Origin of the sequence: Nodularia spumigena CCY9414, assembly GCF_000340565.2 — a bacterium.
Classification (GTDB): Bacteria; Cyanobacteriota; Cyanobacteriia; order Cyanobacteriales; family Nostocaceae; genus Nodularia; species Nodularia spumigena.
On record NZ_CP007203.1, the window covers coordinates 3,438,502 to 3,464,905 of the forward strand.

27 protein-coding genes, 3 pseudogenes and 1 CRISPR repeat array are annotated in these 26,404 nt (G+C 38.6%); of the genes and pseudogenes, 13 read left to right on the plus strand and 17 right to left on the minus strand.

What is annotated here, in order from left to right:
- Positions 1–2: 2 nt before the first annotated feature.
- From cas6 to NSP_RS14990, 3 genes are all read left to right on the plus strand, one after another.
- Positions 3–779, plus strand: a complete 777-nt coding sequence (cas6, locus tag NSP_RS14980) for a CRISPR system precrRNA processing endoribonuclease RAMP protein Cas6 (protein ID WP_006197817.1) — start codon at positions 3–5, stop codon at positions 777–779.
- Positions 776–2,032 (plus strand): TIGR02221 family CRISPR-associated protein, encoded by a 1,257-nt coding sequence (gene csx2 / locus NSP_RS14985; RefSeq protein ID WP_006197819.1) that lies wholly within the window; start codon positions 776–778, stop codon positions 2,030–2,032. Before cas6 ends, csx2 begins: the two co-directional genes overlap by 4 nt.
- A 299-nt stretch (positions 2,033–2,331) precedes the next feature.
- Positions 2,332–2,934 carry a Uma2 family endonuclease gene (locus NSP_RS14990; RefSeq protein WP_006197820.1) on the plus strand — a complete coding sequence of 201 codons (603 nt, stop codon included), beginning with the start codon at positions 2,332–2,334 and terminating at the stop codon, positions 2,932–2,934.
- Here NSP_RS14990 and NSP_RS14995 read toward each other — a convergent pair.
- The 17 genes and pseudogenes from NSP_RS14995 to csx18 form a co-directional block, all read right to left on the minus strand.
- Positions 2,923–3,172 (minus strand): annotated as a pseudogene (locus NSP_RS14995) (transposase); the annotation flags it as partial. The gene NSP_RS14990 and the pseudogene NSP_RS14995 overlap by 12 nt on opposite strands.
- A 218-nt stretch (positions 3,173–3,390) precedes the next feature.
- Positions 3,391–3,696, minus strand: coding sequence for an XRE family transcriptional regulator (locus NSP_RS15000; protein ID WP_006197822.1), 306 nt, complete (start codon positions 3,694–3,696; stop codon positions 3,391–3,393).
- A complete protein-coding gene (locus tag NSP_RS15005) occupies positions 3,693–4,208 on the minus strand; it encodes a type II toxin-antitoxin system RelE/ParE family toxin (RefSeq protein ID WP_306424110.1) in 516 nt (171 codons plus the stop codon). Before NSP_RS15005 ends, NSP_RS15000 begins: the two co-directional genes overlap by 4 nt.
- An 81-nt stretch (positions 4,209–4,289) precedes the next feature.
- Positions 4,290–4,934, minus strand: a complete 645-nt coding sequence (locus NSP_RS15010) for a S1 domain-containing protein (RefSeq protein ID WP_006197824.1) — start codon at positions 4,932–4,934, stop codon at positions 4,290–4,292.
- Positions 4,935–4,936: 2 nt separating this feature from the next.
- Positions 4,937–5,938, minus strand: a complete 1,002-nt coding sequence (locus NSP_RS15015) for an RAMP superfamily CRISPR-associated protein (protein ID WP_006197825.1) — start codon at positions 5,936–5,938, stop codon at positions 4,937–4,939.
- A 52-nt stretch (positions 5,939–5,990) separates the two neighbouring features.
- Entirely contained in the window at positions 5,991–6,431 is a 441-nt protein-coding gene (locus NSP_RS15020; RefSeq protein ID WP_006197826.1) for a hypothetical protein, read from the minus strand.
- Positions 6,428–7,366 (minus strand): RAMP superfamily CRISPR-associated protein, encoded by a 939-nt coding sequence (locus tag NSP_RS15025; protein WP_006197827.1) that lies wholly within the window; start codon positions 7,364–7,366, stop codon positions 6,428–6,430. Before NSP_RS15025 ends, NSP_RS15020 begins: the two co-directional genes overlap by 4 nt.
- Before the next feature lie 30 nt (positions 7,367–7,396).
- Entirely contained in the window at positions 7,397–8,017 is a 621-nt protein-coding gene (locus NSP_RS15030) for a hypothetical protein (RefSeq protein WP_006197828.1), read from the minus strand.
- A gap of 2 nt (positions 8,018–8,019) precedes the next feature.
- A complete protein-coding gene (csx7, locus tag NSP_RS15035) occupies positions 8,020–8,877 on the minus strand; it encodes a type III CRISPR-associated RAMP protein Csx7 (protein WP_006197829.1) in 858 nt (285 codons plus the stop codon).
- Positions 8,878–8,936: 59 nt separating this feature from the next.
- Positions 8,937–9,353 (minus strand): annotated as a pseudogene (locus NSP_RS15040) (putative CRISPR-associated protein); the annotation flags it as partial.
- A 129-nt stretch (positions 9,354–9,482) separates the two neighbouring features.
- Positions 9,483–10,199 (minus strand): annotated as a pseudogene (locus NSP_RS15045) (putative CRISPR-associated protein); the annotation flags it as partial.
- Positions 10,200–10,236: 37 nt separating this feature from the next.
- Entirely contained in the window at positions 10,237–10,644 is a 408-nt protein-coding gene (locus NSP_RS15050; RefSeq protein WP_006197832.1) for a hypothetical protein, read from the minus strand.
- On the minus strand, positions 10,641–11,945 hold the full coding sequence (csx10, locus tag NSP_RS15055) for a type III-D CRISPR-associated RAMP protein Csx10 (protein ID WP_006197833.1): 1,305 nt from the start codon (positions 11,943–11,945) through the stop codon (positions 10,641–10,643). The genes NSP_RS15050 and csx10 overlap by 4 nt, the downstream gene beginning before the upstream one ends.
- The gene (locus tag NSP_RS15060; protein ID WP_006197834.1) at positions 11,932–12,654 is read right to left on the minus strand and encodes an RAMP superfamily CRISPR-associated protein; all 723 of its coding nucleotides are present in this window, start codon (positions 12,652–12,654) and stop codon (positions 11,932–11,934) included. The genes csx10 and NSP_RS15060 overlap by 14 nt, the downstream gene beginning before the upstream one ends.
- On the minus strand, positions 12,651–14,951 hold the full coding sequence (gene cas10 / locus NSP_RS15065) for a type III-B CRISPR-associated protein Cas10/Cmr2 (protein WP_006197835.1): 2,301 nt from the start codon (positions 14,949–14,951) through the stop codon (positions 12,651–12,653). Before cas10 ends, NSP_RS15060 begins: the two co-directional genes overlap by 4 nt.
- Positions 14,952–15,084: 133 nt before the next feature.
- Complete coding sequence (gene crn3 / locus NSP_RS15070; RefSeq protein WP_006197836.1) at positions 15,085–16,005, minus strand: CRISPR-associated ring nuclease Crn3/Csx3; 921 nt, start codon at positions 16,003–16,005, stop codon at positions 15,085–15,087.
- Complete coding sequence (gene csx18, locus NSP_RS15075) at positions 15,998–16,303, minus strand: CRISPR-associated protein Csx18 (RefSeq protein WP_006197837.1); 306 nt, start codon at positions 16,301–16,303, stop codon at positions 15,998–16,000. Before csx18 ends, crn3 begins: the two co-directional genes overlap by 8 nt.
- A 700-nt stretch (positions 16,304–17,003) precedes the next feature.
- On the opposite strand from csx18, the gene cas1 reads away from it, so the two are divergent.
- The 10 genes from cas1 (at position 17,004) to NSP_RS26950 (ending at position 26,395) form a co-directional block, all read left to right on the plus strand.
- Positions 17,004–18,014 (plus strand): CRISPR-associated endonuclease Cas1, encoded by a 1,011-nt coding sequence (cas1, locus tag NSP_RS15080; RefSeq protein WP_006197838.1) that lies wholly within the window; start codon positions 17,004–17,006, stop codon positions 18,012–18,014.
- Entirely contained in the window at positions 18,011–18,295 is a 285-nt protein-coding gene (gene cas2 / locus NSP_RS15085; protein WP_006197839.1) for a CRISPR-associated endonuclease Cas2, read from the plus strand. Before cas1 ends, cas2 begins: the two co-directional genes overlap by 4 nt.
- 139 nt (positions 18,296–18,434) lie before the next feature.
- Positions 18,435–18,572 (plus strand): hypothetical protein, encoded by a 138-nt coding sequence (locus tag NSP_RS26010; RefSeq protein ID WP_157133674.1) that lies wholly within the window; start codon positions 18,435–18,437, stop codon positions 18,570–18,572.
- Between the two features lie 55 nt (positions 18,573–18,627).
- A CRISPR array of direct repeats spans positions 18,628–19,801; the repeat unit is 37 nt; unit sequence GTTTTTCATAACCATTTCCCCGCAAGGGGACGGAAAC.
- A 71-nt stretch (positions 19,802–19,872) separates the two neighbouring features.
- Positions 19,873–20,178: a hypothetical protein gene (locus NSP_RS15090; protein WP_006197842.1), complete on the plus strand. Its 306-nt coding sequence runs from the start codon at positions 19,873–19,875 to the stop codon at positions 20,176–20,178.
- A gap of 161 nt (positions 20,179–20,339) precedes the next feature.
- Positions 20,340–20,558 (plus strand): type II toxin-antitoxin system VapC family toxin, encoded by a 219-nt coding sequence (locus tag NSP_RS24250; RefSeq protein WP_071839316.1) that lies wholly within the window; start codon positions 20,340–20,342, stop codon positions 20,556–20,558.
- A gap of 407 nt (positions 20,559–20,965) precedes the next feature.
- Positions 20,966–21,775 (plus strand): nucleotide exchange factor GrpE, encoded by an 810-nt coding sequence (gene grpE / locus NSP_RS15100; protein WP_006197845.1) that lies wholly within the window; start codon positions 20,966–20,968, stop codon positions 21,773–21,775.
- Positions 21,776–21,939: 164 nt separating this feature from the next.
- Entirely contained in the window at positions 21,940–23,676 is a 1,737-nt protein-coding gene (locus NSP_RS15105; RefSeq protein ID WP_006197846.1) for an Hsp70 family protein, read from the plus strand.
- A 13-nt stretch (positions 23,677–23,689) separates the two neighbouring features.
- The gene (locus NSP_RS15110; RefSeq protein WP_006197847.1) at positions 23,690–24,280 is read left to right on the plus strand and encodes a J domain-containing protein; all 591 of its coding nucleotides are present in this window, start codon (positions 23,690–23,692) and stop codon (positions 24,278–24,280) included.
- Between the two features lie 282 nt (positions 24,281–24,562).
- Positions 24,563–25,192, plus strand: a complete 630-nt coding sequence (locus NSP_RS15115; RefSeq protein WP_006197849.1) for a CFI-box-CTERM domain-containing protein — start codon at positions 24,563–24,565, stop codon at positions 25,190–25,192.
- A gap of 369 nt (positions 25,193–25,561) precedes the next feature.
- Positions 25,562–26,395 (plus strand): TdeIII family type II restriction endonuclease, encoded by an 834-nt coding sequence (locus NSP_RS26950; RefSeq protein WP_017804196.1) that lies wholly within the window; start codon positions 25,562–25,564, stop codon positions 26,393–26,395.
- Positions 26,396–26,404 lie beyond the last annotated feature (9 nt).

A 26,404-nucleotide genomic window follows, 5' to 3' on the forward strand; every position in this document is an offset into this window, starting at 1 on the left:
TTATGCTAATTCACTCTACTTGGACATTAAGTGTATCTACATCCACAGTTTTACCCCGTTCCTATGGGTTGGAACTGGTAAAGCAACTGCATCACCAGCTAGGTTTAGAAATGGGAAGCGAGACTATACCCTCTGTTTCTTACTCAGGAATTATCGGTTTTGCTTCCACTTCCAGAGATTTTATCACCTTCCATTCAGAGGAATCTTATCAACTATCTTTGTGTGGATTGAATGAAGTTTCAGCTAAAGCAATTTCTCATCTAAATCTTGGCGATTCTTTAGAATTTCTCGGTGCAAAGTTCAACATTATCAATCGTGAAGATGAAATCACCAGCTATGAAGAATTATATACAAACTTAGTGGGAAATGAGCCAGAACCAGTTAGGCGTTTTGACTTGCAGTTTATTACGCCTACAGCCTTTGCTCAAGGTGGAGTAAATTTACCTCTACCTTTACCTACATTAATGTTCCGCAGTTGGTTAGAACGCTGGAATAATTTTGCGCCTATTTATTTAGGAAGTGATGATTTAATTGCTTATCTTGGTGAGGCTATTTTTATCAAAAATCACAAAATTCAAACTCGAAGTTATCAATTAAATAAAGGTTTTTTAAATGGTTTTGTTGGCGAGGTAACGTTACAAGTTTTAAACCGGGCTGATCCTTTATTAGCAAATGTGGCTAATTTATTAGTTCAATATGCCCGGTTTTCTAGTACGGGTATGAAAACTCGTTTGGGTATGGGTCAGACATTAATAAATACATCAAGGAGAACATCATGAAAACAATTATTACATTTCTAGGAATTCAAGCAAAGAAAACTACATATAGTTTTGAAGGTGAGAATTATGATGGAGAAGTATTTGCAGAAGCTATACATCAGTTTTGTAATTATGACTCTATGCTAGTTTGTGTCACCAGTGAAGCTAAAAAAAGGACTTTTCCTATTTTAGAAAAACTAGGAGATGAGCGCATACAAGCAGTTGAAATTCCTAACGGTGAAACCACTGAAAAAATGTGGGAAACATTTAAAACCATTACTGAAAAAGTTCATGAAAATGATCATGTAATATTTGACATTACTCATGGTTTACGTTCTTTACCATTTCTGGTGTTTTTATTTGCGGCATATCTAAAAGCAGCTAAAAATGTCACGATTGAGGCTATTTACTATGGCGCATGGGAATTAGGGTCTTCTAATAATGGCATAGCTCCAGTTATTGATTTATCTGAATTTGTATCTATGATTGATTGGCTGACAGCGACAGAACGTTTTGTAGAAATAGGAGATGGACAAGCACTAGCAAATTTACTAAAAACTGCTATTCCATCAGGTGATGAATTACGTAATAATCCAGCCAGTAGACCATTAAGAAGTAATTTAGAAAAAACAGCTAAAATTATTGAAAATATTTCCTTAGCGTTGAATGTGACTCGACCAATTGAAACAATGGAATCAGCTACTAAGTTAGAGGAAATCTTAAAACAAGCAGCAGCAAGTTTTGCTGAACGTGCTAAACCCTTTTCATTACTTTCAGAAAGGGTTGTTAAAGAGTATGGACAATTTGCTCTAGAAGATCCAACTGATCAAGCAGCATTGGCTGAAAATTTATGGCTACAGTTACAAATGATTGAGTGGTACATTCAGCGAGATAGAATAGTACAGGCCGTAACCTTAGCCCGTGAATGGTTAATTTCTGTATTAGTGCTACGGTTTGATGAATCGATGTTTGATAACCACAACAGTCGAAAATATGTTGAATATGCCATAAATAATGCCGTTGAAAAAGCTAAACCATCACCCCGTCCGATCACTCCTAGTCGTTGTGATGATAAATTTGCAGCTTTACCACAAGCCGATGAACTTGTTAAAGTTTGGAGTCAAATGACTCTACTACGTAATGATATCGCTCATGTAGGTATGAATCTTAATCCTCAGCCTGCATTCAAACTCAAGGAAAAGGCTGTATCACTCTATCCGCTATTACAAAAACTTGGTCAAGAACTATTACCAGAGAGAACAGTTATTGAGTAAATATTTTGACAATCTAAGCACCATTAGATTATGCAACTTTTAATGAGAAGCGATCGCTTATCCCCTCAAAACACCTAAACTATAGCTATGCTATTGATAGCACCATAGGTGAAATCATGACCATTGAACAAATTGTGCTTCACTAGCGTTTCTACAACATAGAATAGAAGATACAGCAGGTTGCAAGTATATGAGGTACAAAAGCCAATAGTGAAACTCTTGTGGGGTGGGCATCTTGCCCGCCCTTGTGTACCTGACCAAAATGAAATGTGCTGTATGTACTACACATATTTACAACTATGACTATAACTAAGAACCGACTCACCTTTGATCAATTCCTTAACTACGACTTTCCTGAAGAAGGTCGTTATGAACTGGTAAATGGAGAAATCATGCGGATCCAGGCAACTAGAAAACACGATAACTTAGCAGATTTTCTTACTAGAAAATTTGATATTGAAGTTGAAAGTCGCAATCTCAATTACAGGGTATCGGGAAGAATTGCCATTAGAACTTTAACAGCAAGTGGTAAAGAACAAGGTCGTGTTCCTGATGTTAGCGTAGTAGATAAAAACCTGTGGGATGCTAATTTATCTGCTTACACTGCTTTTATTGAACCATTACAACTAGCTGTAGAAATAGTTTCTACAAATTGGGAAGATGACTATATAGATAAACTCGATGAATATCAACGTTTGGGTATTTCTGAATATTGGATTGTGGATTATTTAGCTATTGGTAGTCGTAATTATTTGGGCAATCCCAAAGAACCAACAATTTTTGTATATACTCTCAATGAACAAGGCATTTACCAATCAATGGCTTATCGAGGTACAGATAAAATTATATCTCCAACTTTCGCCGAATTAGATTTGACAGTTGAACAAATTTTGGGAGCGTAGATAGAGCAGTTTATTTAACGCCATCACCAGTACAGCAAAAGGACTATCACTTTGTTCTAATTCTAACCAATGGGCTTCATAGTCCAATAGTTTCACGATGGGAAATTGCAAACTCAGCCGACATCCCCAGCGTCCATCACTGTATTCTTGCGATCGCCAACTTTGTTGATTATCCCCCAAAATTGCCAAGGTCACAACTTCGGTGGTTATAACGGTCAAAAATTCTGTAAAAGAATGCCAGAAACGCTTATATTTTTAGTTTAGTCCCCTTGCGGGGAAGTGGTGAAGACTGACACAACTATTCAGTCATCATACTAGAGGCGTGTTTCAATCCCCTTGCGGGGTCTTATTGGATTAATAAATTTTAGAAACTTAAACTCCCTAGTGTAAAAAATATAGCTTAACTTTACTAAAAAGTCAAGCTATTTTTGAGGCTGAGTAACAATAAATTAAATACTACTCAAATTGAGCCAGAGTAATCTCTTCGTTTGGAAAATTCGCTATTATTTTTAAGTTGCCACCAAGAGCTTTGATGTAACGGGAAAGAGTGGAAATTGGAATGTCTTCTTGGTTCTCTAACTCTGAAATAGTAGAAAAAACGTCACTGAGGTCGGTTTTTACGTTATTCTGTGTCAATTCCAAGGACTCTTGTAGTTCTAGGAGAGTCATATGAAGTAAAGCAAGTTTAGCACGGGTTTCGCTCTCTGCTCTTTGCTCAGGTGTCATTCTTTTTCGTAGTTCACTAAAAGACTTTGTTTTCATACTAATCCTTCATCTGTAAGTTCTCTTATATATTGATCATAGAGCTTATCTGCTTTGGGTACATTTTGTTCGTACCAACGGTCATTACCTACTTTGTTGCCTAATAAAAGGAGTATTGCTACTCTACGGGGATCGAAAGCATACAGAACTCTATACGGTTCACCTTTGTGTTGAACCCTCAGTTCTCGCATATTTCGGTGACGAGATCCCTTGACATCAGAACTACGGGGAAAGGGAAGATTGGGACCTTTTTCCTCAAGTAGCTTAACCGCGATATCAATAGAAACCTGGGTTGCTCCATCTAACATTAGCCAGGACTGCTCAAACTCGTCTGTATACTCTACTTCGTAAGCCATATTATTAGATTTCCTAATTACTAAAAACGTCGTGCTGTTTGATGATTGAAAAGTTGAGTCAGTTGCCATCACTAATGCTGAAGGCTTTGAGTCTAATAAATTAGAATTTTTCTGCTTGTACATGGCGCATTTTCCTGTAATTTTTGAAATTGGCATACCCAAAATGACGCTTTTAGGTTCATAATCTATGTTATAACCTTTACCTACAAGATAGCTATAAAAGAATACGCATATTTTTCACTCAATTAATCTAATCTTCTTTATACTCCCATCTTCTTTAATCTCTAAAATTTCGACTTTAACTTTTTGTCCTATTTTTAATGATTTTGCTTTTTTATGTTCTTTTTTGCTTAATCTTTGCTTAGTAACTACAATTTCATAAGTCACCTCAATACTTTTAATAGCGCTAACTATTGCCTCAACTATTTCACCAACTGCAAAATTACGATTACCAATCGCTTTAGCAATTTCTTGTTGTCGTGCTGATTCTACAGTAAATGCTGTGGGTGGGGCGATTTCGCCAATGGGTACACCTCCATCTTTGTAGTAACGCATCAGCCGATATACCCAGCCTAAAATTTGCAGTATGATTTGAGCATCGGCTTTTTGCAGATAATCACTACAGGTTGCTTCTATAGTCCGGTAATATCCGAAAGTTTTCCCACTGTGTCCAATTTGTTTACCATCTCTGACCAGGGTTTTAAGGTATGTGAAAAACTTCACGCTGGCGTTGGTTTGATTTACTATACTCCGCAAATATGCGATCGCTTTTCCTAATTCGTTAAAATCTGTCTCTTCTTTTACCAGTGTTTGGGCGATCGCATGGGCAATTTCCCACTGTTGATTGGTTAAGGATTCCGAGCCTAAGTCAGCTATAGTCATAATTAATACATTCCTGTTGGCGGTTGGCGATCGCTGGGGTAACGTAAAATAGCGGCGAGTTCTTTTAATTGATCTTCCTCAATTAACCGTAAGTAAGCAGTTTGAATATGTCTCTGTTTAAATTGTGCTAACTTTTCCCCCGTTAATTCATCAGATGCACTGATTTGATAAGATGAATAACGCTCTTTTAAACTTTGCGGTTGGGCAATTTTATCTATACTCACAGTCATAGTTCCCATACCAATGGGTTTACCACCACCAACTTTTAAAGCTATGGGATAGTTGGGGTCTTGTCCTAAAGCAATTAACAAAGTTCCTAACTCTTCTGGTAATAAATTCTTAAAGTGTAATTGGGTAACAAACGTGTATTCTCTTCCGGCTTGCTGTACGGCAATTCCAGAATTTTCACCTTTATCAATTGCTTTATTTGTGTTATAATAGAATTTCCGTCCTGCTACTTTACCTCTGATAACATAAGCCTGATGATTAGGACGAGGAGCGTATAAAGAAGGCATAAATCCTGTAGAAAAATCCATATTTGTACAGGTTGCATCATTAAAATCAAGTAATCCTTGCCAATTTAATGCGCCAAATACGCGACTAGCTGGACAAAGTTTTTCTTGATTATTACAAGGTAAACGTTCCTGGGGAATTTTATCTCTATATTTATTAGTTACAGCCCCCAAGGTACTATTAGTAATGGCTTCGTATACTGAGCGAATACAGCCTTTGAGGGAACTTCCTTGAATTGAGAGTTTTTGGTCAACTCCCTGTACCATTGTTTTGATTAGGGACACTTTGCTGTCAATGTCGCTACCCATGACGACTAAGCCGGTGGAGACGTGCAAGGATGTCTGCACTTTGAGTTTAAGATATAAAGTACCATGCAGGCGATCGCTCAAATATTTGTGATGTCCCACGGGACGCTGTAAGGTGGGGCGTTCTTTGGGGAATGAGACGAGTTGGTAAGGTTTTGGTGGGAGTTCGGGCGGAGTTTTTGTCATGGATTTATTTCACGCAGAGACGCAGAGACGCACAGAGGAAGAGGTGGAGTGTTTATTTTTTTATTGTCAGGGCGACAAAGTGTATTGTTGCTGTTTTTTTATCGATAAAATATCTTTGGGAGATATCTGTTTTTTCAGGTGGTATGTTTTTGGGAAAGCGTCTATCTTTGGGAGAGTTTAAATGAGCTTCTCGTTGTTGAGTTTCCCAATCTTTACCTATTTTAATAAATTCTGGGTCTTCTTGGGCGATAGTTAAAAGTAGAACTTCATAAGTGTTGTTACGTTTCCGTTTCCATCTCAATTCGCATTGTTCATTAAACATCTGTCCCTCAAGCATGGGGAAATGTTTTTCTTCGGGTGCTGTTTCCCAATTTTCACTAACTTGATGATTCCAACGTAAAAAATAGTAGCTAGGTTTAATTGCTAATTTTTCTATTAATTTTAGCAATTCGGGAACTGATACAGGTCTTTTTACACCTACAAAAGCTGTCATTTAGTTACCTCTAATAGTTTACTCCAAGACCTAACACCACGTTCAAATAAATCATGAACAGTTCCCTCTCGCCAAGTTAGTTGTACGCCAAAACCTAAATCCATTTCTTGGGCTGCAACAGGTGTATCTTGACTGTCTTTTGTGGGGAAACCATATAACTGTGCTTCTGCTGGTGCTAAAAATTCTCCAGCGCCTAAAAGGTAAGTGTGATTCCATTGTTTATCACTACCTAAAGCATGAATTTGTTTATCTTTTAATTCACAACCGGGATACTGCACTACAGCTTGAGTTAATTTCACTTCTACAGTACCCAAACCGCGAGATTTAGCGAAACCTAAACCAAACCAACCATCATTTAAGTCACGCAATACTAAGCCAATTAAACCCAACTGTCCCAATGTGAAGTTTTTTAAATGTATTTTGGTGTGAAATTCTCCAGATGTGCAGACTTGATAATTAAAGGGACCAACTGCTACAGAACCAAATACTCTATCAATGGCTACGCCGTTTCTTTCTTCAAGTTTTAATGGTATAGATTTATCAGGATAAGCATCTTCTATTCTCAGTCTGCTGGCGATAGAAGTATTACCAAATATTTGGTCTGTGAAGGAAGAAAGTTTATAAATATCGCTGGTTGATTTATCTTTGAGATATTTATAGTCATCATTTAATGGGTCATTAGCCCAAGGTAAATTTGAGTTAGTTCTGGTTTCTTTACCCACAGTTCTTACTATACGTTCTGCATGGGCGCGAATTGCACCTTTTAAACTGCTTCCGGGTAAATATATAGAAAGTCCCCCAGCGTGATAGGTTTCGACAAATTCCATATCTGGCTTTGTGGGATCGGCTCCTTCTTTACCTGATTTGATCAGAATTGGTCCATCGGGTATGATGCTTAAATGAATGGTGCAGTGGTTGACAAATCTTTTGTGCATGGCTAAATTTTATTAAGTAAATATTGCGGTTTATGCTGCTACTAAATTATTTAGCTGTATTTCACACTGTTGGAAAATGAAATTAACAGCAGCAAATAATTTATCTAATTCATAAATAGTGTAGGGAGTAATATTTTTGGTAAATTTATCATTGTCTAGGTTCCCAAATTGCCATGTAACACCATTAGAAACTATCCCATAAATAATAATGGGATATTCTTCATTTAGTCTTTGAGCAGCAATCATTTCTGCTAGACATTGCGCCCAACCAGCTTCAAAGTTATCTTGTTTGGCTTCTACTAAAATGAAATATGGTTTATCAAATACAACTTTTCCTAATGGGGAACGTTTAGCCAAAATATACTCAGGAAAACCGGATAATTTTTCATCATAGTTGAATGACTGATGACTCCATAAAATGAAATTATTCCGGTAAATTTTCCAAACTTCTTTGAGTACGGGATAAATCAAATTTTCACAAATAGCAAATTCTGAGTTATCCACCACACCATCCCGCATGATGGTTTCTAAATCTTCGCGGAAGTAATCAGATACTTTAAACTCAACAGCACTGAGAAAATTAGCTTCAGTGTAAGTTACTTGAAATGCTTTGAGAACTTCTGCAATGCTTTTGTAATTACTAAAAGCCATATTTACCTCTTGACTTCAGAATTATTGTTAGGTACTTTGCTTTTGAGATGATCAATTAATTTTTGTACCCAATGGTCTTTAAATTCCCTTGCATCTTCGTAGGCACTTTTGTCTCCCATGACCATTTTTTTGAGATAATCTAGTAATAACTCTGGTTGATCTGCGGGATAATCAAACCAAAGCATTTCTTTAATATCTAGTTTAACAACACCTAAGCCACGCGATCGCCCTCCACCCAAAGGAATCTGTTCTGTCTCAAATTGGTGTAACCCAATCATCAAAAGTCCGAGTTCCCATTCTGCGGCGTTTTCCACTACGGCTTTAAATTCAAACTGTGTCCCAGCAGGAACTACTTGGAAGTCATAGAGTTTTCCATCTGCGGCGGTTTCGGTGTCTCTGTCTATGGCCACACCGTCTCTTTCTTGGTATTGTCCAAACCAAGTTTCAGGTAACACGGTTAAGTCCCGCACTTGAAATTTACTAGCTATCCAGGGAGAACCAAACAGGTGAGATACTAAATCTGTATGGTTGAGAATTTCCTGAGTTAAAGTCTCGTCATCATTGCAACTTTCTTTTAATTTATTCATCTCCTTGGAGGTAATTGACCATTCCGCCTCAATTGCAGGATTAGCTACTAATTTGCGATCATTACCTACAATACCCCGGAGGAAGCTTTCAAGACGGGATCTTAATGCACCTTTGAAGCTAGAACCGGGGATTAATGGTTTACCTAAAGCATCTTTCATCACTGGTAAATCTGAGCCGATGGGTTCTGTGGAACGTCCGGCGCTGATGCGTAAGGCTGTAACTGTGGTGAGTTTACCTGTGATTTCTAGGCGGTTTTTAAATGTGTCAAACATAAGGTTAAGGGGTAGGATTTATTCACGCAGAGGCGCAGAGACGCAGAGAGGAGAGATTTTTAGAGTTTTTCACTGCGTTGAACATGGTCGTGGGTTCCGTAGTATCGTAGGGATAAAATACCTCCTTCTATAACTTTGCAGCTTATTCTCAGACTAAGGTTGACGCGAAAATGATCTATATTATTAGAGTTTTGATATCGGGTATATTTTACTGGTTGAAATAATACGCTAGTATCTCCATGAGATTCTTTTAATAATCCCGAAACTTTAGCAAGGTCTTGTTGTAGATTGGCTTTCTCTTTGGGATCTCTAATTCTGTTATAATCGGCTCTAAATGTATCTGCATATTCCAACCTGGGGAAATCTAATAAATCTTTGGACAATAAATTATTTTTACATTCATCCCATATTAAGTTTCCCCATGTAGATAAGAGTTTTTTATGATTATATTCACCGATCAGTGATTCAGATATCCCGACTAAGTAGGTCGGCGGAAATAAAGTTAACTAGCTAGGGTCGTCATTGGTCATTTGTCATTGGTCATTAGTAAGGGTTTGGTCCCTGTTTACGAGTCTTAACATAGTTTGGTTTATTCATGCTTACCTACTTACTTCTGATAAAGATAATCCTGCACCTTCCGCCATTAAAGCAAATTGCACAGCATACTTTTCAATCTGTGATTCATCCACTTTAATCGGTAATCTCGGAATTGTAATTAAATTGGATTGTTTACCTTCAAATATATAAATGATTTCGTCCGAATAGAACATCCCAATGGTGTTCATGTAGCCTTGTAAGCTTTTAAAGCTACCAACCAAGTTAAAACAAATTTTGTAGCTATCTTTCAGGGGTAAAACTTCTTGACGCAACCACACAATTAGATCGTCTATTCCTTCGGAAAATTCTTGACTTGTAGCTGTTGACAATCCCGGTGGTGTATAAATATCTGTACTAAATAATCCCTGTTTTCGCAAAAATTCCTTGACAATTTCCGCAGTTGCTTTACCTTGTGCGGTATCAGTTGAAATTAATCGGTGAATATCTTGTTTTCCATCCTGTAATTTCTCTTGATATAATCCATAAATTCCATTGAGTTCTGCACTAGCTGACCTAATCTGAGGAATTGAACATTTTTCCAGTTTTTCAATTGCTCTGGTTTTTAAGGTTTCAATTATTAATATAACTTCTTTAGAAGTATTCTCTAATGTCAGATTAGCAGAATCTCTCAGTTGGCTATACCAATCTTTTTCCGATTCTTCGGAACGCTTGATTTGATTTGTTAGTAAGCTCGTTCCAATGGTAGAAATAACAACTCGACGCATATTTTTTAATCCCAATTATTTGCTGAAATGTTTAAGCTCAATTTCCTTCACGTTTATATTTCAAATGACGTGCGCCATAACCTAAGTAGCGGCGAATTAATTCTAGCCAAATGGGTTTAAAATCAGTTTCACAACAATCAGCAATTATTTGAGCAGCTTTTTTGATGTTGCTATCAATGTCTGAAATAATCTTTTCTGCTAGAGAGTCCTTACCTCTTCCCCATTTTCTATCTCTTCCTACTTGATAGCAGATAAAGTTTTTAATCACTTCTGCACTATCAGTAGTATCAGCTACACGTACTAAGTTACGAAATTGCGATTCTTCTAAATCTCCATAGCTGGTTTTATCTAAAGCGGTTTTAATCCAAATCACTAAATCATCTTCAGTCTGACGTATACCTTTTTGGATTTTAAATTGTTTTTGTGCATCGGTTTCTTCACTCATTTTGCATTCTCCCTAAAGATGTTATGAAACTCATTACAAATCTGGACTTGTCCAAAACCTTCGCAGGTGCGATCGCCTACTCCTTTAAGTTCCAATTCCTTTAATTTATCAGTCCAGATATCTCGTTTATTCGTACTAAATAAATATACAGCACCTCTGGTAGTAACTAATTCTATATCTTTCATCAATCCCCAAGCTGAGTTCCAGCCAGAACGATAGTTGTAACTGCTATAGGCTACTTCTAATTTGAGGAAATCGTCTTTGGCTGCGTCATTTGGGAGTTGTGCAAATTCATCTTCTAAACCGACAAATTCACATAACATTGATGGTGAAATTACTGTGGTTCGTTGCCATTTTTCCGAAAGAATTGTATCAGATTGCAGGTCTAGAGTAAAATAGGTACGGTTTTCTAAGAGGTTTTTCTCTGGTTTTCCAAACACTGACCAAAATTGCCAACGTGATTTAAGTATATCATTAAATGCCTCAATTCTACCGTCAACATCTGTTACAGCATCTTCAATTTCGGCGGTGATTTCCACTTTCCCTAAACCTCTAGAAGTTGCACCACCTAAACGCAAACTACGAGAATTTTGATTGAGAAAATTTACCAAAGATTTGGCTAATTCGGCATCCTCAACTAAAATTTCACTGCGATAAACTACAGGTTGCCAATTTTTCTCTTTCGGATTTTCAACAAATGACTCATTTAAAACTTCAATGCTGTAAAGGATATCATCCTGTGAGGTGGCGCGTTGACGGTTAATTCCTACTCTGGTTAAAAACCGTTTACTAACAGAATGACTGCGATATTCACCCTTTTTACAACTATAGAAACCTGCGAAAGGTTCCACTCTTGCATCTGTGTCATCTTCTAACGATTTTGGATCACTCGGATCAAAGGGATAGTTATATGCGTCTGCACAAAAACGGTCAATTAAAGTGTCAAAAACTCCGTTACCTTTGGGTTTAAAGCCTGAATTTGTTTTGGAACTGACTGCTGTGGCTGGTAAAACCATAACATTATCAGTCACAACGCTAGAAATATTTTCAGATTTAGCTACTGCTGGATAAGCATTATGAAAAATTGCGGATTCCTCACCCAGAAATAATGCTTGAAAATCACCGCCATCTGTGGTTAAATCTTGTTCTTCAATGCCAGATAGTTGTAATATTTGAGATGCTAATGCACCACGAATTACAGAACCTGGAATATAATCTTCCGCTTCACTGACAGAACCGGGTTTTCTAGTGGCGATCGCCAAAGGAGATAAAGCTGTTATCGTTAATTTAATTCGCTGCATATTTCACCTTGGGTAACAACTTCTCCCATCCTTGAACATCTTTTGATAATGTTTTTAAATCTTTCCAACTCAGCCAACCCAACCCAGCCGATTTACTGCCGCCTAAAGCATGAATATGACGCAAAGCTGCTAAAATCAAAGCCTCGGCGTACTCTGGACACCCTGGTAATAAATGAATTTCTCCCGAAAATTCCAATTGATTATGGGGTGGAGAAGTTTCGAGAAAATAGAGTTTTTTCTCTTCTGCGATGCGACGACGGCGATTTATTGTCACACCAGGACGGATAATTTCTGGTAAATCCTCCCGTGATAGCTGACAAATCAAATCATCTACCACAATGCGGGATGGAAGTATGGGATTACCGAAGATTTGAGAAACGAAACAATGATGACCTTTGTAACCTTCCAATTTATAGTCAGAGTGAAATTGGCTACTTACTTGTTCTTCATTGGGACAAAGAATATCAGCTTTGGGGGATTCAAAAATTTGCCATCCTAACCCCTTCGCCAGTTTTTCGCACTCATGGCGCAGTCTTCCTTTCACTTGAGAACCGGGAATAATCATTCTTCCTTCGGCGTTGCGGACTATGGGTTTATCTGCGAGGGAACCATCGGAACCGCCAGCACCGACACACAAAGCACTATCAATTATGGCTGTTAAGGGAATATTTATAACTTCATTTGGGTGTAACTTGCTTAAATCTATCATGGTTGCGATGTTTGTGACTGTGATATTGTCCGCACGGAATCATCCTGCTTTTTAGCGATAAAGGGATATAAATCTACCAATTCTCGCCAGATGGTTTCATAGCTAACTTTATCCTCTTCCTCTTGTAAAGACATCCAAGGCGCAAGATTTCCATTATTAGATTTAGGTTGACACCATGCTTTTTCAAACTGTTTTTCCAGCAACTCTTGAGCTTTTTTATCACTCAACCTGACTCGGAAATAACGATAATTCAGAATGGCTGTTTGTTTTCCCTGTTCTAGTAAGCTGCGGATTTGGTAAAGTTGCGATCGCGGAAATTCTGCATTTTTTAAAGCTTTCGCCGTTTCCCACAATCCCCCCAATTCATGTAAAGTATAAGGTGCTGCATATAGCTTGAGTTTTTGCTGTTTGTTGGTAAATTTAGTTAATCCCTCAGTGCGAAATTCACTAATATTAGAAGAAATCATCGTTACTGATTTCATTACCAGAAAATCTACCGTTCCCCCGTAGTAATGTTTCTTCTTCAGTTCTTTGGCTTGTTTTTTCGCAGATTTCAATAACTGTTCTGTCAGCTTTTCTGCATAATATATTGGTGTATCATCAGCCGTAATTAATACCCCCGTAGACATACTTAATTTACATTGCTTATCTCCATAAATTTCATCTTTAACTTGATAGCGGTGTACTTTTTGAGGGTCATATTTTTTATCTTCTTTGTATACTTTTCCTTTACTTAACAGGATTTTTTCAAACTCTTCGCCAATGGTTTTAGCAATGGCTAATGCTTTATCTGCGGGAACAATCAGCATCACATCATCACCACCAATGGTTAAAATTTCAAAGGGATGAATCCAAACGTCCTGATCACTCTTTCTTTCAGCTTGTAAAGTTGGGTTTATTTTATGGGGTGCGAGATGTTTTGTTAAAGCCGCATAAACTGAATTTTCTGTAGCTTCCCCAATATCCCGACTAAAATTTTGGTAATCTTGGGGATTTTTAATTTCTTTTTGGATGTATCCCCCCATATTGTTCCCATCTGCATAAATATAAGCAATAAAGCCAGGAGTGATACTAGCATCACCAATTTCTCTGACAGAAATAGCTTCTTTTACTCGGTCAGGATGAATCTTTTCTGAGCGAATTTTACCATAATATTTATGTGGTGTCTGATGCAAGAAAAACTCAAATTTATTCACCCAAGTTTCAATTTCATCCCCTGGTTCCCAATCAAAACCTGCTTGATCATACCACTTTCTAGAATTATGATCTTTTTTAGCTATTTGTCCGACAATGCGCTTCCGGGCTAAACTTTCAGAAAACCAAGGTTCATTGGGAAGTCCTTCGGCTTTTATGACTGCGGAACGGCGATCGCTTTCATCTCTGACTAGATAAGGATGAGTTTCAAACATTGGCGGATAACAGCGCAAAGGTCTATTGTTACCTAGTAAAATATTACCATTACGCCGTTGATTAAATAAAGATGCTAGTTTACCAGCTAATTCATTAAATGTTTTCCGTTCTTTAAAAGCCTTCTCTGGTAATTTATTCGGCTGCTCAAAGTAAGCTTTTATTAGTGGGTTTTCCTCCCAGTTATTAACACATTTTTCTAGCCAAAATGTCTCATTAGTGATAGCGTTGGGCAATAATCCAAATTTAACTTCTAGGAGCTTAAATTTATCGCCAACTGCACAAGAATTAGCTGTTAATGTTTCTCCAGTATAACGTTTTTCAATAGCATTTGCCAAATCATCTACGAAAGCAGAAGGACAAAATGCTAGGATGTTTCCACCTGTAGAATAAATAATTAATTCTGGAATGAGTGCCTTTGAAAGCCCAGGAAAATTTTCTGATTTATCTAACCATTTTTTTCTGACTTCTTGACAGTAAGTTTGAGTCCGTTGACACTGCGGATATTCTAGATTATTTTCACAACCAAAAAATGCAGGTAAATCAATTAAATTAATTCGGTCTAATAAAGCCGAAGCACCTCGGATCTCTGGAAGCTTAGAAGCTTCAAATACATATTGTTTAATTTTAGTCGCGCCACCATAAACTAAACCGATTTTAGAATTCCACAGATGGGGATATTTTTCTGTTAAATCCTTGAGTTCTGCTACTGTTTGGGGAAATGGCAAATCTTGCAATTCTTCGACTTGTGCCACAAACTTTTGAAATTCTTTTGGTAATTCTGCCTGACTCTTCAAAGCTTCTCGCGTTTTTTGTAATACGGCTTCTGACTCATTTCCCCAGGCTAAACACCAAGCGATCGCAATTGTAATAGAATTTGTATTTGTCATATCAACTAAATTCTGCTCTTAGTTTTTAAACTTCTTAAATCATCTGTTTCCCAAGTGCGATATCGCCTGAGTAATAATTTGCTGCATCATAGAATATTAAATCCTACAAATCACAGCAATTACTACAGAGTATTTACTTATTTAGGATAATTAAATCTCTCACCCGTTTTAAAAAAGCGTGAGGAACAGTAGCAGCATTTCCGCGTATCCACGGGCCAGCAGTCATCTCTAAATAAGGTTGTTCCTGATGAATAATTTCTGTCGGACTCAGAACACTGTTAATTACACCGATGGGTTTTAAATTACCACGCGCCCCACAAAATTCATGCCACGCATCAATAGCCGCAACTTGGGAACTGATAATCATATAATGGGTACAAGCCTCTAAAATCGGTAACTTTTCCGGTTGTACCATTCCGCCCACATCGACAATTACCAGGGATTTTTGTCTTCGTAACTGAAGGATAACTTGAGAATGGTAAGGGAAAAATCGCTCAGTTAAAGTACCGCGATCGCGCATTTTAAAAGCCTCAATTTCCTCCTCAGTAGTTGTTGCTTCTAATTCTAAAAGGTAATTACCCTCTCCATCCCAATGGGCGCGTTGCAGATATATCTCCGGATTTTCCGCCAACAAAGCTTGAAACAAAGCATGAGAAAACACACTTTTACCACTATCTGGTGGTCCGACAATCATTAAAGCCGGACATAATTCTTTCTGACGGCCATTGGGTGGTTCAATCAGAATCACATCACCAATGCGAACTAAATGAGTGTGAGTAGCCACAACCACCGCACCCAAACGCGGATCATAACAAGCTACCCAAGCCGTGGGATGGAGTTCATGAACCAAGTAAGCATATAACCAAATGGGGGCGCGTCCAGAAATCACCACACCGCCGGTTGTATCAATACCACATGGAAGTTCTAAATTTCTCAAATCTGCTGGTTCAATCAGGCGATCGCTTTTGGTTAACGAAATCGTTAAAAATTGGTATTTCCAGCTTTGGGAAATCACCGATTCACTTAAGTGTAAACTCAATGCGGGTTCAGTCATCAGCCTTGGTTCCTTTGTTCTGGGGTAGTAAATCTAGATAACTTGCAGCATCGATGTTTTGCGACTCCCGACTCGCTGACATCACATCACGGTAATTTTCTTCTAGCAACTTTAATAAAGAGCGATCGCCTACCCAACCAGCCGCTAAACTGCTGATAAATACCCCCACAGTACAAAGAATCACAGAAAACAATCCCAAGGGAGCAATAATCAAAATAATCCAGGTAATCCCAGCATTAATCACTGCAACAATCCCACTGCGGTACATTACCAGCTTTTTCGCCACAAATAAAGACATAAAAACAAATGTGCTTTTTTTTGGATACCCTTATTATGACATCCGTATAGAAGAGGCATCTTCCACACAAGCACGACAATGTAAATATTAACGGATGAGCCTTGGGTTCCCTGACTCATCAATTTTTCAAATGTAGGTTGGGTTGAAGCCTTGAGAAACCCAACAAAACCAGGGATTCTTGGTGTTGGGTTTCGTTCCTCTACCCAACCTACAAATATTTGACCTTTTCAGAATCCTAAAAACGTTAATTACATTCTTTTCCCCCCTCTCCTTACCAAAGAGAGGGGCTGGGAACTCATCAGTTACTTTTCTGTTGGTAACTTCACTGAACACAACTCTTTTCCCCCCTCTCCTTACCAAGGAGAGGGGCTGGGGCGCTAAGGCTTAGAAGTGTTGTAAAAGGACAAAATCAGTTATTAGCTCTCCTTACCAAGGAGAGGGGCTGGGTTTCTAATAGCTCTCTAGAGGAAAGAGTATCTATCCATAACTTTTCCCCCCTCTCAAATAAGTTGAAAGCCTCCTTCCACGGGAAACAGTTTCCAAGGAAAGAGTATCTATCCAGAACTTTTCCCCCCTCTCCTTCCACCTCTAAGTGGACTACTTGGGGTAAAGATATCTGAAAGAGTATCTATCCAGAACTTTCCCCCCTCTCCTTACCAAGGAGAGGGGCTGGGGGTGAGGTTCTTCAAATTTAACACCAATGACCACACTATATTTAACAGAACCCGGAACCGTGATTCGCTACCGCAACGAATCCTTAACCATTACCAAACAAGAAAAATCTCAAAATTGCCGCATAGCCGAAATCACCTTAGTAGTAGTCTTACCAGGAGTACAGCTAACAGATGTCGTCATCGCCCAACTACTTGACAAAGGCATAGAAACCATATTTCTCCGCCAAGATGGTCAATTTCGCGGACGACTCCAGGGACAATTTGCCACAAACCCCATAATTCGCCTCGCTCAATATCGTACAGTGGAAACTACCTTTGGCATGGCCATAGCTCAAAAATTGGTCATAGGCAAAATTCGTAACCAACGAGTGCTGCTACAACGTCGCAACCGGGCGACAAAAGGAGAAATTAGCCAATTAGCCGAAGCCATAGATTTAATTAGTTCCTATTCCTCCCGTCTAAGTGATTTCACCACCCCCTTAAATCGAGATGAACTCATGGGAGTTGAAGGTATTTGCGCCCGCACATATTACCAAGGACTCAAACATTGGTTTCCGCCCCAATGGAACTTTAGTGGACGTAATCGCCGCCCACCACTAGATCCCATTAATGCACTGTTGAGTTGGGGTTATGGAGTCTTGTTAGCAAGAGTATTTTCGGCTTGTGTGCAAGCAGGACTTGATCCATATTTAGGCTTTTTTCATGCAATTGAACCTTATCGTCCCAATTTAGTTTTAGATTTAATGGAAGAATTTCGACCAATCATCGTAGATCAATCTGTAATTTCCATTATTCAATCAGACTTATTGCAAAGCGAAGACTTTCAGCCATCCCCAGATGGAGAGGGTATTTGGTTGGGAACCTTAGCCAAGAAGCTGTTTTTGGGAGAATTAGAACGCCGTTTTCACACCCCCATTTTGTATCCGGCGCAAAATCGGCGCTTGAGTTTGAGTCAAATTGTCTTAGAACAGGCGCGGAGTTTAGGACGCTGCTTAGTAAATTCACGGTTGGAATATGAGGCTTTTGTGATTAAATGACTAAATTATGGTTGGTTTGTTATGACGTAGCTGACGACAAGCGCCGGACTAAATTAGCCAAGTTAATTGAACAGCGTTGTCAACGGGTGCAATATTCGGTGTTTGAGTGTCCCTTAGATGAAAAGGCCTTGACACAACAGTTAGAAAATCGCTGGTTAAAGGTAATTAAAGTCAGTGAGGATAATTTGCGGATTTACCCGTTGGATAGTACAGCCAAGCAGCAAACGCGAGTCTATGGAAGTTCACCACCTTATGAACCGCCGGATTATTTAATTTTGTAAAGTTCAGTGTCTGAATTTTGCGGGAATACAAGTGCTGAAAGTGTTGTTTTTGCAAGCTTTCGGCACTATGTTACGGTATGTAAAGCAGTGGGAAATTTTGTCGCCGGGAGGTGGGAGGAATTAGATTGAGTAACGGTTTGTGAATAAGAGTAAATTTGTGGTTTTTGACTTGACTCGTTGGTGTTTTGCTGCTAAATTAAATATATCAGCAGATTATGCTGAATTTAATTCTTCAGTTATACTACGGTTAAGCTTTGATACTTATCGTTTTGCGTAGTCCGGCGCAACAGCACCTTGAAAACTAAATATGACAACGGTTTCCACTTCATGGGGTTTTTCATAACCATTTCCCCGCAAGGGGACGGAAACCAAAACTTCTATAATGATTAGAGGTAAATGTAGCTTGTTTTTCATAACCATTTCCCCGCAAGGGGACGGAAACACCATCTTGGCTGATGCCTGTCTTGCACTGATGTAGTTTTTCATAACCATTTCCCCGCAAGGGGACGGAAACATATTTCTTAAGTAACTTTCCTTAATCTGGGGAAGCGTTTTTCATAACCATTTCCCCGCAAGGGGACGGAAACGTGGGTAGTGCTGTGGCTGCTGCTAGTGCAATATTTGATTGTTTTTCATAACCATTTCCCCGCAAGGGGACGGAAACCCTGGGTAAATTCCTTTAGCTGCATTCTCATTACTTGTGGTTTTTCATAACCATTTCCCCGCAAGGGGACGGAAACTGCCAAGCTAATGGCAAACGGGTTGATAACTACATGAGGCTAGTTTTTCATAACCATTTCCCCGCAAGGGGACGGAAACTTGTCTTTGATAGCGCGGTGCAAAACGGTTTGATTACTTGTTTTTCATAACCATTTCCCCGCAAGGGGACGGAAACTTCCTCCCAGTGTGGATACGTTAGGGGTGCATGAGGAAATGTTTTTCATAACCATTTCCCCGCAAGGGGACGGAAACATTTTAAGTAGTAACTTACCGCCATAATTGATGTACGCGTTTTTCATAACCATTTCCCCGCAAGGGGACGGAAACAACACTATCTCTGGTTCAGAAGGAAAGTCACCAATGGGTTTTTCATAACCATTTCCCCGCAAGGGGACGGAAACTATTTTTGGGAATTTTGGGGAGTTTTGGCGGCGAACTGTGGTGAACTGGTTTTTCATAACCATTTCCCCGCAAGGGGACGGAAACAAGTATTCTGGTGTGTACAAATCCGGATCAAAATTAATGGGGTTTTTCATAACCATTTCCCCGCAAGGGGACGGAAACAACGCGCCCCTTCTTTTTACCCTTTTCCTTACCATGTTTTTCATAACCATTTCCCCGCAAGGGGACGGAAACGTCACAGTCTTAGTTCTAGGATTATAACAACCCATGTTTTTCATAACCATTTCCCCGCAAGGGGACGGAAACCTTAAAGAACAAATAGGAGAACATACTTCTTCTATTCCTTTGTTTTTCATAACCATTTCCCCGCAAGGGGACGGAAACTTTGAGTTAATAACGAGATTGTCAAACCGGATTGCTATATAATATTTATAGTGAGTAGGATACAAATAAAAATGTCAGAAAAAACTTTTGATATTGCTTACTTATCTGAAAATTTGCTTGATTTATTATCAGATATTCAAAATCATGTGGAAATTACGCTAACTCGTCAGGGCGTTCCTTGGGCAAAAGTTTTACCTCTTGAGCCAGAAGAGTCTACAGTTGAAAAAGCGGGTTTAAATCATGGCTCAATGGCGATGAATAGTGAAGAAGTCTTAGAACCAAGAGTTCCAGGGTTTTGGCAAGGAAAAGTTAAGATTTCTGAGGATTTTGATGACACTTCAGAAGAGGTGATTGCTGCTTTTTATGGTGAAGAGTAATGAGTTTTTTATTAGATACTCATATTCTGTTATGGTTTTTAGAAAATGATTCTAAGTTGTCAAATCAGGTACGCGAAGTAATTATTAATCCTAAAAATTGAATTTTTGTTAGTGCTATTAGTGCTTGGTAAATTTCGATTAAACAGTCTTTAGGAAAGTTAATAGCTCCTAGTAATTTAGAGGAAGCTTTGCGTTTTAGTCGCTTAGAGGTTTTACCGATGACATTGACACATGGAATAAAGGTTGCTGATTTGCCAATGCATCATAAAGATCCTTTTGATAGAATGTTAATCGCTCAGGCTTTGGTAGAAGGTCTAACAATAATTACGGTAGACCAGAAGTTTAAATTTTATGATGTTCCGTTATTAATCATTGCATAACAAATCTTGTTAATTTGAAAAAAATCATGCAAAAAATTGTAGGTTGGGTTGACGTAACCAAACCCAACATCATTATTGGTAGCGTTGGGTTCGCTGCGCTTAACCCAACCTACGTTTAGACTTTTGCTTTATCTCCCCTCCTCGCACCCCCCGAAATCCCCCCGCAACGGGGGGAAGAAAAGGATAAACCTTTGATATGGGAGGGGTTGGGGGTGGGGTGACATGATATGACAACCCTAAACAGCTTCCATCAAAGAAAAGAAAACTGCTAAGGATTGGAAGAGGCATCTTCTAGTGTGGATATACAATGTCATCATAATCACGGTTCAAATTGAACATTGATATTTTCTTGACAAAAAGCCATCTCAGTATGTACACACACAGAAAAATCCCCAGGAGTCTTGTCAATGCGTAACGATAAACATCCCATCCCCAGCCAGGTAAAAAAATCTTGGCTACTTTATAGTATTACAGCCATTATTTTGATCACATCTCTAGTCGGACTTGCAGTTGCGCTTTTACCTAACGCCATAATTGAAATTCAGCGCGATATCCTCTTCATTATTTCCGCAATTTACCTTTTGGCTTCTTGCAGTTTCTTTTTATGGATATACCTGCGAAATCAAGACCAAGAATTTGTGGGTATCTTACCAAAAGCTATCGATGATTTAAAGAGAGTAGGCAGAGAATATTATAACAATACTGCTGCCATTCAAGACAATAGTGTATTTGTAGAAAAATTACACAACGGAATTGAACGAGAATTTAGCAGGTTTGTAGAAAGTAACAAATCACTTGAAAACCTCTTGATAGAAGTGCGTCAAGAAAAAGGTAATTTGCAGCGTGAGTTAGAAAATTGGCAGGAAAGCACTATTGAATTTTTTCAACTCTTAGAACGAGCATTAGAACTACAACAAAATCCAGATGTTCAGGAATCTCTGAAGAAAAATCTCAAAGAATTTGAACGCATTGTTAACAAACGTGATTTCTATCGAATTGCTCCCACTCCCCAGGATAAATTTGACGAAATCCAACATGAATGTAAAGGTGAAGAACCATCATCAGAGGTTGAACCTGAAACTATTCTTAAGTGTGAACGTTGGGGTTATAAATCAGGTGCGAAGGTTTTGCAATTAGCAGAGGTAATTCTAGGAATTGCACCGGAAAACAGTAATGCTTCTGAAGCATCTAACCCGATTGAGATATCGCAAGTTTAGACGTTGCTAAATCAAAGTATGTAATGTCTTCATTCCTTTGCGCCTTTGCGCCTACTCTACGAGAACGCCTAGCGGCGAATGCGTGACACAAATTCATACTCTTTTGATTTTGTAAGCCGTTTTTGATTGTATCACCACAACAGCATTATCAGGAAAACTGCATCATGAAAAGCAATTACGCTATTGGTATTGATTTGGGTACTTCTACTTCGGAAATTTGTATTTACAAGAATAATGAACCTCTACCAATTCCTGACCCGATTACCAAAATTCCGATTATTCCCTCAATTGTGGCTATTAATGAACGGGGAAAACTTCTGGTTGGGGAAACAGCTAGGGGAATAGTTGACCGCAAGGGTTTTGGGGTGCGAGAAAGTAAGCGAAATATGGGAACTGACAAAGTTTTCACTTTACGCGAACAAGATTATCGCCCTGAAGAAATAGCTGCTTTAATTCTTCGCAAATTAAAAGAAAATGCTGAGGAAGCGTTAGGACATCCCATTCAAGATGTCGTGATTTCTGTCCCGGCTAATTTTCCTGATGCGGCGCGTAAAGCTACTTTTAATGCTGGGGAAATAGCTGGTTTAAATGTTCTGCGTTTACTCAATGAACCCACAGCCGCCGCATTAGCTTTTGGAATAAAAAATATTGCATCTGAAGAACAATTAGTTGTATTTGATTTTGGCGGCGGAACTTTAGATATTTCAGTTTTAGAAATGTTTGAAGGAGTCTTAGATGTTAAATCTAGTTTTGGTGATCCTCAATTGGGGGGTAAAGATTTTGATGCAGTGATGATTTCTCTGTTACTCCAAAAATTTGCCGCCCAGTATCCAGAAGTTGCAGTTGAGAACCGGGAAACGGAATTAAAAGGACAAGCCGAACAAGCCAAAAAGACACTTTCTATAGAACAGTCTTGTGATGTTCGCATTCCCTATTTTGCTACAAAAGATGGCAAAGGAATTGATTTAGATATTGAAATCACGCGCACGGAATTTGAACAAGCGATAGAACCACTTTTAGAAAGAGCCAGAATTTGTATCCGAGAAGCTTTAAATGCTAAGAAAATCCGCCCTAGTGCAATTGATAGAGTGCTGCTAGTGGGGGGGACAACCTATATTCCCGCCGTGCGAAATATGGTAGCGGAAATGTTTGGTAAACAACCAAAGTTAGATGTTAATCCAGATTTAGCCGTGGGGATTGGTGCTTGTATACAAGCTGCTTTAGCCCAAGGATTAATTAATGAGGAAAATGGGATAATTTTAACCGATGTCGCCCCCTTTGGCTTAGGAATTGACGTTGTGAGCATGATTGGCGGACAAGTCATGTTGACTTATGAACCGTTGATTGAACGAAATACGACTATTCCTTATTCTGTCAAAAAAACCTACACTTTACTTCATGCTGAACAGCAACAAGTTGAGGTGCGTTTATATCAAGATCACACAGGTAAAGCGAGACTTCCTGGAGATACTCAATATACGGGAATTAGTGGGGAAATTACAGATATTCCCCCTGCTCCTAATGGTAATCCTTATCCGATTGAAATTGAGTTTTCTTACGATATTAATGGGATGGCGAAACTGACAGCTAGTATCCCCGATATTCGCAGAAGTATTGAATTTGCTTTCGGACACTCAAACAACCGCATGAGTCAACAGGAAACACGAGTCTCCACTGAGCGCATTGAGAGTTTGTGGAAACGTCATGAACGCGCCAAGCAGTATGAAAGCTTGATTAATAAGGCTGAACGCTTTATGGCTGGTATTCCACCCCAGGAAAGATCACCTCTTTCTCGTGCGGTGATGGATTTGAAGGAAGCCTTGACTACTGACAATTCTACCAATATTGATGCGGCTGGCGATCGCCTCATAGACATGATGTTTGCATGGGAAAACCAATAGGGGTGTAACAAAAATGGCTTACGAACTATACCAAACGCTGAATATTCCTACCCAAGCATCTCCTGAAGACATCCGACGCGCCTATTATCGACTGGTACGCAAACATTCACCAGAGAAAGATCCCGAACGGTTCAAAGTAATTCGTGAAGCTTACGAAACCCTATCCGATGCTAAAGCCAAACAAAACTATGATTCTGTACAGCAGCATGGTGGACAAATTGTCGTTTTGCTCAGTCAAGCTGAAGAGAGAATGGAAGAGGAAAATTGGCCGGAAGCAATTCGACTGCTCAAACATACCTTAGTGCTTTCTCCTGGTGCAGACTCAATTCGGAATCGTTTAGGATTATGTTATATTCATCATCAACAATGGGATGAAGCTACAAAAACATATCAAATTTTAACTGCATCAAATCCTGATGTCGCTGTATATTGGTCAAACTTTGGTTGTGCTAACAAAGAAATAGCCGAGACTATTTCCGAAGGTGATAGCCGACGCTCTATATATTATCAAAAAGCTCGAAGTTGCTTTCAAAAATCGGTTGATTTAGAGCCATTTAACTCACAACCTTTTATGGCGATCGCGCAAACATTTTTAGCCGAATAAAATTATTTTGAGGCTTTAAATTGGGCAGAGAAAGCAATAGGCGCAGATGGTAAAATTGACTTTCAAGACTTTGATGCCCTGTTCTTAATTTGTATCATTAATTTACGCAGCAATCAACTAGAACAAGTTACAGCCACAGCAGACAGGATTATTGCTTGCTTACCAGCAGATGAAGATATCCGCAAATACGTTGCTGCTAAATTTGCTCTCATTGGCTTTGAATTGCTTGAAGCTGGAGCCAAATACATCAACCCCCAGATATTAAAAGCTGCACTCACATTCATGTCAGCAGCAAAAAGGTTTAGTCCTGATAATGCGGAAATTGCCACAATACAGCGAGAAATTTCCGAAGTTGTGAATGCATTCAATGAATATGATCTGCTCAAAGATGATTATCAAATTATCAACGGTTTCAAAAGATTAGCAGGATTCCGCATTCTTAACGCACTGGGTTCAGAAGATTCCGCCTCTGAACGAGACAGAATTTTTAAAGATATCATCTCAGAAATTAGCAACTCAACAGACAGTGAAGTTCTTGCATCTGCAAAGCGGATAAAATCTAAATATCCTGCCATATATCAATTAAACGCTGAATTTTTTGCTCGGCTAGAAAAAGCTGCTGCGGAGATTTCCAGAAAACAGCAATATCAACCCCAAACTCAACCGAGTAATAATTCTTCAGACGATTGTTTTGTAGTCACAGCCACCTATGGTACACCCCATGCAGCAGAAGTAATCAAATATCGTCACTTCCGAGATAAATATTTAAGAAAACACAACTTAGGTAGAAAATTCATTCACCATTATTATCATATTGGTCCCCTAGCAGCCAGCCAGATTAAAAAGCACCCAAATCTGAAAAAAATCATGGCATTAATCCTGGGTAAACTAGCCAAATACTTACCCAATTAAAAATTTGTAGTGAGGCTCGTAGTGAGGACTTTAGTCCTCTCCATCATTCAGGTTATTTTCAGCTAAATCTAGTCTGCTGAGGTTTAAGAACCCCACCCCCAACCCCCTCCCATATCAAAGGTTTATTCTTTTCTTCCCCCTGTCGTGGGGGGATTTCGGGGGGTGCGAGGTGGGGGCTATGATATACCTGATATGATTAGGAAAGGCTATATAACCTAACAAATTATGGAAAATGCTGAGTTTCACTTTGTTCAACCCAACCTTGTATCTTAGAGGAGGTTGCATCTTGATATTTCATGTTTGTATGAATGTTAATGGGTGGACGTTAAAAATTCATCCTTGAAAAATAGAAAAGTATAAAATATTGCAATGAATAAACAAGAAAGAATTTCAAAAGCCATAAAAGATGTCATATCTGAAATGATGGAACGAGTAATGGAGCGTGTTTTAATTACCGATCCTTTTATTAAAGAAAATCACCGTTCAAGTAAACCTATGTATGCAGCCTTAGTACCTGATGAAATTTTTAAAGGTTCACATTTTGAAAGAAGATTTGTCACTCCATTTGGTAGTGTATGGGAAAAACTTGCACAAGTAGTTGCTTTAGAAGCTCATGGTAATTGTGAAATGGGACATACAATCAACGGAACAATTGGACAAGAAAGTTTAAGAAGGATTCAAGAAATTTTAAATAAATTAGAACATAGTAAAGGTAAGGAAAAAATAAAACCTAATTGGGAACAAGAATTAAAATATATTAAGGCAGGAGGTGGACAACTTATTCCTGTAAGTGTTGTGTGTGATATTTTTATAGAAAACAAAGAACATGGAACAAGGTATGCTTTTGAATTAAAAGCTCCATTACCAAATAGTGATCAAACAAAAGTAAGTAAAGAAAAATTATTTAAGCTTTTAGCAATGAATCCAACAGTTGTTGATTATGCCTACTATGCTTTGCCATATAATCCTTACGGTAAAAAAGAAAATTATAAATGGACTTTTCCTATGAGATGGTTCAATATGTATGAAGATGAATCAGTGTTAATAGGGGATGAATTTTGGGAACTGATTGGAGGAGAAGGTACTTATAGTAATTTCATTAAAGAAATTAATGTATTGGGTAAGGATTACAAAGAAAGAATTTATAAAGAATTTTTAGGAATTGAACCTCCTCAAGATTTTGAAGAAGGATTTTTAAAATAATTGATTGAG

Bases quoted from the DNA above. Each gene is read 5' to 3' on its own strand.
- NSP_RS15115 (WP_006197849.1), top strand. From the start codon at position 24,563: ATGTCAGCAGCAAAAAGGTTTAGTCCTGATAATGCGGAAATTGCCACA.
- NSP_RS14990 (WP_006197820.1), top strand. From the start codon at position 2,332: ATGACTATAACTAAGAACCGACTCACCTTTGATCAATTCCTTAACTAC.
- NSP_RS15030 (WP_006197828.1), bottom strand. From the start codon at position 8,017: ATGGCTTTTAGTAATTACAAAAGCATTGCAGAAGTTCTCAAAGCATTT.
- cas6 (WP_006197817.1), top strand. From the start codon at position 3: ATGCTAATTCACTCTACTTGGACATTAAGTGTATCTACATCCACAGTT.
- NSP_RS15110 (WP_006197847.1), top strand. From the start codon at position 23,690: ATGGCTTACGAACTATACCAAACGCTGAATATTCCTACCCAAGCATCT.
- NSP_RS15090 (WP_006197842.1), top strand. From the start codon at position 19,873: ATGTCAGAAAAAACTTTTGATATTGCTTACTTATCTGAAAATTTGCTT.
- NSP_RS15010 (WP_006197824.1), bottom strand. From the start codon at position 4,934: ATGACTATAGCTGACTTAGGCTCGGAATCCTTAACCAATCAACAGTGG.
- NSP_RS15025 (WP_006197827.1), bottom strand. From the start codon at position 7,366: ATGCACAAAAGATTTGTCAACCACTGCACCATTCATTTAAGCATCATA.
- NSP_RS15000 (WP_006197822.1), bottom strand. From the start codon at position 3,696: ATGAAAACAAAGTCTTTTAGTGAACTACGAAAAAGAATGACACCTGAG.
- NSP_RS15005 (WP_306424110.1), bottom strand. From the start codon at position 4,208: ATGCCAATTTCAAAAATTACAGGAAAATGCGCCATGTACAAGCAGAAA.
- csx2 (WP_006197819.1), top strand. From the start codon at position 776: ATGAAAACAATTATTACATTTCTAGGAATTCAAGCAAAGAAAACTACA.
- crn3 (WP_006197836.1), bottom strand. From the start codon at position 16,005: ATGACTGAACCCGCATTGAGTTTACACTTAAGTGAATCGGTGATTTCC.
- cas2 (WP_006197839.1), top strand. From the start codon at position 18,011: ATGACTAAATTATGGTTGGTTTGTTATGACGTAGCTGACGACAAGCGC.
- NSP_RS26950 (WP_017804196.1), top strand. From the start codon at position 25,562: ATGAATAAACAAGAAAGAATTTCAAAAGCCATAAAAGATGTCATATCT.
- NSP_RS15050 (WP_006197832.1), bottom strand. From the start codon at position 10,644: ATGAGTGAAGAAACCGATGCACAAAAACAATTTAAAATCCAAAAAGGT.
- csx7 (WP_006197829.1), bottom strand. From the start codon at position 8,877: ATGTTTGACACATTTAAAAACCGCCTAGAAATCACAGGTAAACTCACC.
- csx10 (WP_006197833.1), bottom strand. From the start codon at position 11,945: ATGCAGCGAATTAAATTAACGATAACAGCTTTATCTCCTTTGGCGATC.
- NSP_RS15105 (WP_006197846.1), top strand. From the start codon at position 21,940: ATGAAAAGCAATTACGCTATTGGTATTGATTTGGGTACTTCTACTTCG.
- NSP_RS15060 (WP_006197834.1), bottom strand. From the start codon at position 12,654: ATGATAGATTTAAGCAAGTTACACCCAAATGAAGTTATAAATATTCCC.
- NSP_RS15020 (WP_006197826.1), bottom strand. From the start codon at position 6,431: ATGACAGCTTTTGTAGGTGTAAAAAGACCTGTATCAGTTCCCGAATTG.
- csx18 (WP_006197837.1), bottom strand. From the start codon at position 16,303: ATGTCTTTATTTGTGGCGAAAAAGCTGGTAATGTACCGCAGTGGGATT.
- cas10 (WP_006197835.1), bottom strand. From the start codon at position 14,951: ATGACAAATACAAATTCTATTACAATTGCGATCGCTTGGTGTTTAGCC.
- cas1 (WP_006197838.1), top strand. From the start codon at position 17,004: ATGACCACACTATATTTAACAGAACCCGGAACCGTGATTCGCTACCGC.
- NSP_RS15015 (WP_006197825.1), bottom strand. From the start codon at position 5,938: ATGACAAAAACTCCGCCCGAACTCCCACCAAAACCTTACCAACTCGTC.
- grpE (WP_006197845.1), top strand. From the start codon at position 20,966: ATGCGTAACGATAAACATCCCATCCCCAGCCAGGTAAAAAAATCTTGG.